This window comes from Pantoea wallisii (genome assembly GCF_002095485.1).
Lineage (GTDB): Bacteria > Pseudomonadota > Gammaproteobacteria > Enterobacterales > Enterobacteriaceae > Pantoea > Pantoea wallisii.
This window is the reverse complement of record NZ_MLFS01000100.1, coordinates 1-9234: the sequence shown is the minus strand read 5'-3', so window position 1 is coordinate 9234 and position 9234 is coordinate 1. Positions and strand designations below refer to the sequence as shown.

The 9234-nt window shown below is 60.7% G+C and carries 10 protein-coding genes; 8 read left to right on the top strand and 2 right to left on the bottom strand.

Annotated elements, in window-relative coordinates; genetic code table 11:
* Positions 1–3: 3 nt before the first annotated feature.
* Positions 4–477: a transposase gene (locus tag HA48_RS21315; RefSeq protein WP_158086981.1), complete on the bottom strand. Its 474-nt coding sequence runs from the start codon at positions 475–477 to the stop codon at positions 4–6.
* Positions 478–632: 155 nt separating this feature from the next.
* Complete coding sequence (locus HA48_RS21310) at positions 633–2798, bottom strand: putative bifunctional diguanylate cyclase/phosphodiesterase (protein ID WP_128603097.1); 2166 nt, start codon at positions 2796–2798, stop codon at positions 633–635.
* Positions 2799–3106: 308 nt separating this feature from the next.
* On the opposite strand from HA48_RS21310, the gene phnF reads away from it, so the two are divergent.
* The 8 genes from phnF to phnM form a co-directional block, all read left to right on the top strand.
* A complete protein-coding gene (gene phnF, locus HA48_RS21305; RefSeq protein WP_128603099.1) occupies positions 3107–3823 on the top strand; it encodes a phosphonate metabolism transcriptional regulator PhnF in 717 nt (238 codons plus the stop codon).
* On the top strand, positions 3820–4269 hold the full coding sequence (phnG, locus tag HA48_RS21300) for a phosphonate C-P lyase system protein PhnG (protein ID WP_128603096.1): 450 nt from the start codon (positions 3820–3822) through the stop codon (positions 4267–4269). Before phnF ends, phnG begins: the two co-directional genes overlap by 4 nt.
* Entirely contained in the window at positions 4266–4841 is a 576-nt protein-coding gene (gene phnH, locus HA48_RS21295; RefSeq protein ID WP_128603095.1) for a phosphonate C-P lyase system protein PhnH, read from the top strand. Before phnG ends, phnH begins: the two co-directional genes overlap by 4 nt.
* Positions 4841–5917 (top strand): carbon-phosphorus lyase complex subunit, encoded by a 1077-nt coding sequence (locus HA48_RS21290; protein WP_128603094.1) that lies wholly within the window; start codon positions 4841–4843, stop codon positions 5915–5917. The genes phnH and HA48_RS21290 overlap by 1 nt, the downstream gene beginning before the upstream one ends.
* The gene (locus HA48_RS21285; RefSeq protein ID WP_128603093.1) at positions 5910–6758 is read left to right on the top strand and encodes an alpha-D-ribose 1-methylphosphonate 5-phosphate C-P-lyase PhnJ; all 849 of its coding nucleotides are present in this window, start codon (positions 5910–5912) and stop codon (positions 6756–6758) included. Before HA48_RS21290 ends, HA48_RS21285 begins: the two co-directional genes overlap by 8 nt.
* Positions 6748–7509, top strand: coding sequence for a phosphonate C-P lyase system protein PhnK (gene phnK / locus HA48_RS21280; protein WP_128603092.1), 762 nt, complete (start codon positions 6748–6750; stop codon positions 7507–7509). Before HA48_RS21285 ends, phnK begins: the two co-directional genes overlap by 11 nt.
* Before the next feature lie 209 nt (positions 7510–7718).
* Positions 7719–8423 carry a phosphonate C-P lyase system protein PhnL gene (gene phnL / locus HA48_RS21275; protein ID WP_128603091.1) on the top strand — a complete coding sequence of 235 codons (705 nt, stop codon included), beginning with the start codon at positions 7719–7721 and terminating at the stop codon, positions 8421–8423.
* Positions 8420–9234, top strand: an 815-nt coding sequence (gene phnM / locus HA48_RS21270; RefSeq protein WP_128603090.1) for an alpha-D-ribose 1-methylphosphonate 5-triphosphate diphosphatase, incomplete at its 3' end; no start/stop codon positions are given. The genes phnL and phnM, both read left to right, overlap by 4 nt.

Genomic DNA, 9234 nt, shown 5'->3' with positions numbered 1-9234 from the left:
CTGTCACCTGTAGGGTGCGCATTCATGCGCACCTGGAATATATAACCGGTCCAACTCCCAGCGTTTCGGGTTATCTTCGATATACTGTCGGATCATTGATAACTCATTCTCATCCCGAATAACGCGATCGTAAAAACTGCGCTGCCAGATCTTAAACCCGATATCACGGGTTACGCCGCCTTTAAATAAACTCATCATTTGCGGAATGGTGCGTGTGTTTCCGGCGTTGATCCACAGGATGCCATGCAGATGATTGGGCATAATAACAAAGGCATCCGTTGATACAGCATTATAGAGTAGCGGCATGTCATACCATGCCTGTTTTACCTTCTCGCCCAAAAGATTGGTCACCATTTTCCCGGCAGAAATATGGCCGAATCGCGACATACGTTGATGGCAAACCAGCGTGAGAAAATAAGCCCCCTCTGAACGGTAATCGAAATCTTTTAGACGCGGATATTTCCGTTTTTTCATCATGGCCTCCGTGGCGCAAAGAATGTGCACTCTATGCGCCAGGAAAGCGAGGAGATGAGTCAATCGCCGGGAAATGTATTCCATAATTCAGGTCGTTATTAGCGGTGACCCTGTCAGTGTGCATTCATGCGCCCCTGGCCGTACCACAGAACACTGCTTCACATCATCCGCTCTATCTCGCTAAACGGCACTGCCTGGCTGAACAGATATCCCTGCAGCTGATTACAGCCCGCATCGGCCAGGGCGTTTTTCTGTCCTTCGGTTTCGACACCTTCGGCGGTGACGGTCAGGCCCATGGCATGGCCCAGGCGCACCACGGATTCGACAATCGCGGTGGAGTTCTGCGCTACGCCGAGCGATTGGGTAAACGAGCGATCGATTTTGATTTTATCCACCGGGAAGGTGCTGAGGTAATTCAGGCTGGAGTAGCCCGTACCAAAATCATCCAGCGCAATACGGAAGCCCGCGTCACGCAGGGCGATGATGCTGTTGCGCGCCTCATGCTCGTCTTCAATCAGCACGCCTTCGGTGATCTCCAGCTCCATACGCTGCGGATCGGCGCCTTCTTCCTGCACAATCTCAATGATCCGCCCGACAAATCCGCTGGCGCGAAACTGCACCGGCGAGACATTAACCGCCACAATCACCTGCGGCAGCTTCAGCGAGGTGCGACAGGCCTCGCGCAGTACCCACTCGCCGAGCGGAATAATCATGCCGGTCTCTTCGGCGATGGCGATAAAATCGGCCGGTGACACATCGCCGCGCACGGGGTGGTGCCAGCGCAGCAGCGCCTCCAGCCCGACCACCCGCTGACCGCTGATCTCCATCAACGGCTGATACCAGACCGCCAGCCCGTCAAAATTATGCAGTGCCTGGCGCAGATCCGCTGCTATCTGCTGGCGCGTGCGCAGCGACTCATCCATCACGCGTTCAAACTGGCGATACTGACCGCGGCCATTGTTTTTCGCGTCGTAGAGGGCGATATCGGCTTTGCGCATCAGCTCCTGCCGGTCAATCCCATCCTTCGGCGCCAGCGCCAGACCAATACTCACGCCCACCCACAGCTCACTGCCCACCAGCTGATAGGGCTCACTTAAGCGGCTGATAATGCGTTTTGCCAGCGCCTGCACCTGGCCCATATTCTCGACATCAGGCATCACGATAATGAATTCGTCACCGCCAATGCGACCCACGGTATCGCTGGCGCGCACCATCTCACCCAGCCGGCGTGCGACCTCCATAATCAGTTCGTCTCCCGCGTGATGACCGTAGGTGTCGTTGATGTTCTTAAAGCGGTCGAGATCGAGCAGCAGTAGCGCCACGCGCTGATCGTGACGCGCCGAAGCCGCCAGCGCCTGCGTAAGGCGATCCTCTACCAGCGCGCGATTCGGCAGGCCGGTCAGCACATCATGAAACGCCAGATGCTGTGCCTGCGCTTCGCTTGCGCCCAGCTTCAGCAGCGATTGCGACAGGCTCAGGGAGGAGGTCCAGATGCGGCGCACCATAAACAGACACAGCAGGGTAATTAACAGCACCGAAATCAGGGTAGTGGGGCCCAGCGTACGCAGCATCTGGGCACCGGGTTTATCCGGCATCCAGCTGAGATAGCCCACTGGCTCACCCTGCTGCGAATTGAGCTGGTACAGCGCTTTTGTCCCGTCCTGGGGCGCGCCATCGCTGAAGTGCAGCTGCCGCAGCTGGCTGCGGTCGGAAAGGTTACGCAGGTAGCCATCATCCAGAAACTTAATACTCACCAGCCGGTAACGGCCGGCTTCACGCGTACTGCTGATATCCCCCACCGCCAGCGCCGCGGCACGCTGGCCGATGCGCACAAAATCGGCGCGGTCGCTGGGACCGGCGACAACATCACTTCGCATCACCAGCGGGCTGAGCAGTAAATCCTGTAGATAGGGGCCGATACGCTTATCGGGTACCGGCACGCCGTTACGCCACACCTCCACCGGCTGGTTATTGCGATCCAGCAGCAGAATCAGCTGGTGATCAAACATATCGTACAGCCAGCTGCCAATATTCTGGTTCAGCCACGCCGGATCCGGCTGAGAGAGGGCCAGCTGATCGGCCAGCGGTGACCAGCGGGTCAGGCTGCGCAGCTGGCGCAGATGTTCACTCAGGCTCTGTTCGAAGGATGCCTGGATCATGCGCTGCTGCTGGTCGCGCGCCTCATTATTGGTCACCGAACTGCCCCAGAATAGCCCTGCGCCGGCACCGGCAAAGGTAAGCAGCAAAATCGCCATCAGTGGCAGAATCACTTCCCGCACAAAATTGCGCCGAAAACTGTCAGACAGTTTCATCGTGTTAATCATTTATGGGTCCGTGTTACAGGGAGGGCTTACTCATTAAGTTAGCAGAACTTCAGTGAGCTGCATGGTACAAGGGAAGCGGTAACGCAGTGAATTTGAGTGATATTTTTTGACGTCGCCCACAGTAATGACAGTTAAAAATTTTTTATCAAACTCTGCGCGCGTTGCCTTTGATCGTGCTTCCCTAAAGCAAATTCATCCGCGCGTCACTGAGCCGTCACGGCGCTGTCATCTGGCTCCCGCACTGTAGTCGCCATCGCGCAGCTGCTGGCTGCGTCCCTCAACCTGAAGCAAATGAGGTATTGAGCGTGATGGAGATATCCAGACATCCGACCACTGTATACCAGGCGGTAGCCGCCCAGCTGGAGCAGGCGCTGCAGGAGCGTTATCGCTGTGGCGACTATCTGCCCTCCGAGCAGCAGCTGGCCGACCACTATGCCGTTAACCGCCATACGCTACGCCGCGCCGTCGATGAGCTGGTCAACAAAGGGCTGCTGCAACGTCGCCATGGCGTCGGCATTCTGGTGCTGATGCGCCCTTATGACTACCCGCTGCACGCGCAGGCACGCTTTAGTCAGAACCTGCTGGAGCAGGGCAGCCATCCCACCAGTGAGCGTCTGCTGGCGGTGCTGCGCCCGGCCAGCAGCGACGTTGCCAGCGCGCTGGGTATGCAGGAGGGGGATAACGTCATTCATCTACGCACGCTGCGCCGCGTCAATGGCGTGCCGGTGTGCGTGATCAACCACTATCTGGCAGACCTGCGCTGGTGGCCACAGCTGCAGCAGTTTCACAGCGGATCGCTGCACGACTTCATGCAGCAGCAGCTCGGCCTCGAACTCACCCGCACGCAAACCCGCATCAGCACCCGCCGCGCACAGGCAAAAGAGTGCAAGCTGCTGGAGATTGCCCTGCAGTCACCGCTGCTCTGTGTGCGCACCCTGAACAGACACCGTAACGGTCAGATAGCGGAGTACTCCGTCAGCCTGACGCGTGGCGACATGATTGAACTTACCCTGGAGCATGAATGAAACAGCAAACAGCGCGTCAGCACTGGCTTTCGGTGCTGGCTCACAGCGATGCCGGCGCCCTGGAGGGGCACTGGCAGCCGCTGCAACTTAAGCCCGCCTATGAGCGCATTCGCCCGGCGGAGACCGGGTTGACCCGTATCCAGGCGCGCATGGGCGGCAGCGGCAAGCGATTTGTGATGGGCGATGCCACCGTCACGCGGGCGGTGGTAAAGCTGCATGACGGCACCCTGGGCTTTAGCTATGTGCTGGGGCGCGATAAAGCGCACGCCGAGCGCTGCGCCCTGATCGACGCACTGCTGCAACAGCCGGAGACCCATGCGCTTTTGCAGGATGCCCTGATCACCCCGCTGGCGGCACTGCGTGAAGAGCAGCGTCAGCTGCGCGCACGTGAGATCGCCCGCTCAAAAGTGGATTTCTTTACCCTGGTGCGCGGAGATAACGCATGACATTACTGGCAAGTTTTACCCATCCGGTGGCCGATGCTCAACGTGCTTTCCGCCGTATTCTGAAAGCGATGAGCGAGCCGGGCGTGATGGTTTCGCTGCCGCTGGCGCAGGGCTGGGGCGAGCTGTCCCCGGCGGCCACCGCGGTGCTGCTGACGCTGGTCGATCAGGAGAGCGCGCTGTGGCTGGATCAGCGCGTTGATAGCGACACGCTGCGCAGCAACCTGCGTTTTCACACCGGCGTACCGATTGTGGCGGAACGTGACGCACTCTTCGCGCTAACCCATGCGGCCGCCAATCCCGATCCGGCCCTGTTTGCGGCCGGTGACAACATGGCACCGGAGAAGAGCACCACGCTGATTGTCGAGGTGCCAGCGCTCAACGGCGGCCTGACGCTGCGTCTCTCCGGCCCAGGCCTGCGTGAATCCCGCGCTATCGCCCCGCAGCTGCCGGCAGCGATCCTGCACTATCTGCGCGAACGTCCCCATCCCTTCCCGCAGGGCGTGGATCTGATTTTTACCTGTGGCGAAGCGATGATGGCGCTGCCACGCACCACTGACGTGGAGGTGTGCTGATGTACGTGGCCGTGAAAGGAGGGGAGAAGGCGATAGCCCACGCCCATCAGCTGCAGGCCGATCTGCGCTGCGGCGACCGCAGCGTGGCAGAACTTGGCTGCGATCAGGTGGCAGAGCAGCTGGGTCTGGCGGTGGATCGCGTCATGACGGAAGGCGGAATCTATGATCCGCAGCTGGCAGCGCTGGCGATCAAGCAGGCGAGCGGCGATCTGGTCGAAGCCATCTTTCTGCTGCGCGCCTACCGCACCACGCTGCCGCGTCTTGCCGACAGCCTGGCGCTGGAGACGCACGAAATGCGCCTCGAGCGCCGCATCTCCGCCGTCTACAAAGATCTGCCCGGCGGTCAGGTGCTGGGGCCGACTTACGATTACAGCCACCGCCTGCTGGATTTTACTCTGCTGGCGAATGGCGAAACGCCGGCGGCCGCACGTGACGATCAGGCATTGCCTGAGCACTGCCCGCACGTCTTCAGCATGATGAGCGACGAAGGGCTGGCCGCACGCGAAGTGGATGACGGCAGCGAACCGTGCGACATCACGCGTGAACCGCCAGGCTATCCCGCTTCCCGCGCTGCACGGCTGCAGCAGCTGGTACGCGGCGATGAGGGCTTTCTGCTGGCGCTGGGCTACTCGACGCAGCGCGGCTATGGCCGCAACCATCCGTTTGCCGGTGAGATCCGCACCGGCTATCTCAGTGTCTCGATCTGCCCGGAAGAGCTCGGTTTTGACCTCGACATCGGCGAAATCCTGCTGACCGAGTGCGAGATGGTGAACGGTTTCACTACCGAAGGCGGCAGCGCGCCGCACTTCACGCGCGGCTACGGTCTGGTCTTCGGACGGGCCGAGCGCAAAGCGATGGCGATGGCGCTGGTGGATCGCGCACTGCAGGCGCCTGACTACCACGAACGCATTGCCGGCCCGGCGCAGGATGAAGAGTTTGTGCTGTCGCACGCTGACAACGTAGAAGCGGCCGGCTTTGTCTCGCACCTGAAACTGCCGCACTACGTCGATTTCCAGGCGGAGCTGGAGCTGCTGAAGCGGCTGCGCCAACAGTATCAGGAGCAGAACAATGCGTGAGTTAACCGGCTACAACAACGGTTATCTGGATGAGCAGACCAAGCGCACCCTGCGCCGCGCCATCCTTAAAGCGGTCGCCATTCCCGGTTATCAGGTGCCGTTTGCCGGCCGCGAAATGCCGATGCCGTATGGCTGGGGCACCGGCGGTATTCAGATCACCGCCAGCATCATCGGCGATAGCGACGTGCTGAAGGTGATTGACCAGGGCGCAGATGACACCACCAATGCGGTTTCGATCCGCCACTTTTTCCGGCGCGTCAGCGGCGCGGCAACCACCGAACGCACCAGCGAAGCCACGCTGATTCAGACGCGCCACCGCATTCCGGAGACGCCGTTGCAGGAGGATCAGGTGCTGATTTATCAGGTGCCGATCCCGGAGCCGCTGCGCTTTATTGAGCCGCGCGAGACCGAAACCCGCACCATGCACGCGCTGGAGGAGTACGGCATTATGCAGGTGAAGCTGTATGAAGATATCGCCCGCTACGGCCATATTGCGACAACCTATGCTTATCCGGTAAAGGTCAACGATCGCTACGTCATGGACCCATCGCCCATTCCCAAATTCGACAACCCCAAAATGCACATGATGCCGGCGCTGCAGCTGTTTGGCGCCGGGCGTGAAAAACGCATCTATGCGCTGCCGCCCTATACCAAAGTGGAGAGTCTGGACTTTGACGATCATCCGTTTAGCGTGCAGCGCTGGGCGCACCCCTGCGCGCTGTGCGGTTCACGCCACAGCTACCTCGATGAAGTGGTGATGGATGACGCCGGTACGCGCATGTTTGTCTGCTCCGATACCGATTTTTGCCACCAGCAGCAGGAACAACAGCATGCACAGTGAACAGCCGCTGCTTGCGGTCAACAACCTGACGCACCTCTACGCGCCAGGCAAAGGGTTTGAAGAGGTCAGCTTTGCGCTCTATCCCGGGGAAGTACTGGGGATCGTCGGCGAGTCCGGCTCGGGTAAAACTACGCTGCTGCGCAGCCTGTCGGCACGCTTAGCGCCGCAAGAGGGCAACATTCTGTATCGCGGGCAGGATCTCTATCAGCTGAGCGAGAGCGAGCGCCGCCGTCTGCTGCGCACCGAGTGGGGCGTGGTGCATCAGCATCCGCTGGACGGATTGCGTCCGCAGGTTACCGCCGGCGGCAATATCGGCGAGCGCCTGATGGCCGTGGGGCAGCGCCATTACGGTGATATCCGCCAGCAGGCGATGCGCTGGCTGCAGGATGTGGAGATTCCGGCCAGCCGCATTGATGACCTGCCGACCACTTTCTCCGGCGGGATGCAGCAGCGCCTGCAGATTGCCCGCAACCTGGTGACGCAGCCGACGCTGGTGTTTATGGATGAGCCGACCGGTGGGCTGGATGTCTCGGTACAGGCGCGCCTGCTTGATCTGCTGCGCACGCTGGTGCGCGAGCTGAATCTGGCGGTGGTGATTGTGACGCACGATCTCGGCGTGGCGCGTCTGCTGGCGCACCGGCTGCTGGTGATGAAGCAGGGCAGAGTGGTGGAGAGCGGTCTGACCGACCGGGTGCTGGACGATCCGCATCACCCTTATACCCAGCTGCTGGTCTCCTCGGTGCTGGCGTAAGGCGGTTTTTATCCGGTGCGCATGAATGCGCACCCTACAACGCACAGACGCATAACTGCGGCACAGCACCTGTAGGGTCGCCATTGATGGCGACCGCATCACCGGCGTACCCAATGGAACCGCCACATATCGTGCCGGATAAATTGGCCAGAACTTTCACAACTTTGATCACGCCCGCTATGGCATTGGACATCGTTCAGGACAACAACATGCAACCTTTATTGCGCGTAGAGAATCTCAGCAAAACCTTTGTGCTGCACAACCAGAGCAGCGCGGCCTTGCCGGTACTGCAGGGTGCCAGCCTCACCGTCAACGCCGGCGAGTGCGTGGTGCTGCACGGCCGCTCCGGCAGTGGCAAATCAACCCTACTGCGGGCGCTGTACGGTAACTATCAGGCCAACAGCGGCCACATCTGGCTGCAGCATCAGGAGAGATGGATCGACATGGCGCAGGCGCCCGCGCGCCAGATCCTGGCGATCCGCCGTGATACCGTTGGCTGGGTCAGCCAGTTTCTGCGCGTTATTCCGCGCGTACCGACGCTGGAGATTGTCATGCAGCCGCTGCTGGAGCGCGGTGTCGATCGCGCCTTCTGTGAACAGCGTGCCAAAGCGCTGCTGACGCGCCTTAACGTGCCGGAACGCCTGTGGGCGCTGGCACCTTCTACCTTCTCCGGCGGAGAGCAGCAGCGCGTCAACATTGCGCGCGGCTTTATCGCCGACTATCCGGTGCTGCTGCTGGATGAACCCACCGCGTCGCTCGACAGCGCTAACAGCGCGGCGGTGGTTGAGCTGATTGAGCAGGCGCGCGCCCGTGGTGCCGCCATCGTAGGGATCTTTCATGACGAAGCGGTGCGTGAACGCGTGGCCGATCGCCTGCACGTTATGCAGCCTGTCAACACAGGAGCCGAAGCATGATCGTTAACCATGTTCAGCTGGTACTGGAAAATGAGGTGGTTGCCGGATCGCTGGAGATACGCGACGGCCGCATCGCCAGCTTCAGCGACAGCGCCAGCCAGCTGCCGGGGGCGCTGGACGGTGAAAACGCCTTTCTGCTGCCGGGGCTGGTGGAGCTGCACACCGACAACCTCGACAAATTCTTTACGCCACGCCCGAAGGTGGACTGGCCGGCGCACTCGGCGATGAGCAGCCACGACGCGCTGATGGTCGCCAGCGGGATCACCACGGTGCTGGATGCGATCGGCGTGGGCGATGTGCGCGATGGCGGGCATCGTCTCGATAACCTGAGCAAAATGATCGGCGCCATCCAGGAGAGCAACCGTAAAGGTGTGAACCGCGCGGAGCACCGTCTGCATCTGCGCTGTGAGTTACCGCATCACACCACGCTGCCGCTGTTTGAAGCGCTGATGCGCACGCCGGAGCTCTCGCTGGTGTCGCTGATGGATCACTCGCCGGGCCAGCGGCAGTACGCCTCGCTGGAGATGTATCGCACTTACTATCAGGGCAAATATCAGCTCAACGACCAGCAGATGGATCAGTTTGAGCGGGAGCAGCTGGCGCTGGCGGCGGAGTTCTCAACGCCAAACCGTAACGCCATTGCCAGCCTGTGTCGCCTGCAGGGGATTCCGCTGGCCAGTCATGATGACGCCACGGCGGCACACGTCGCGGAATCGCATGAGGCAGGCAGCGCCATCGCCGAGTTTCCCACCACGCTGGGGGCAGCGCGCGCCTCGCATCAGTGCGGTATGCAGGTGCTGATGGGCGCGCC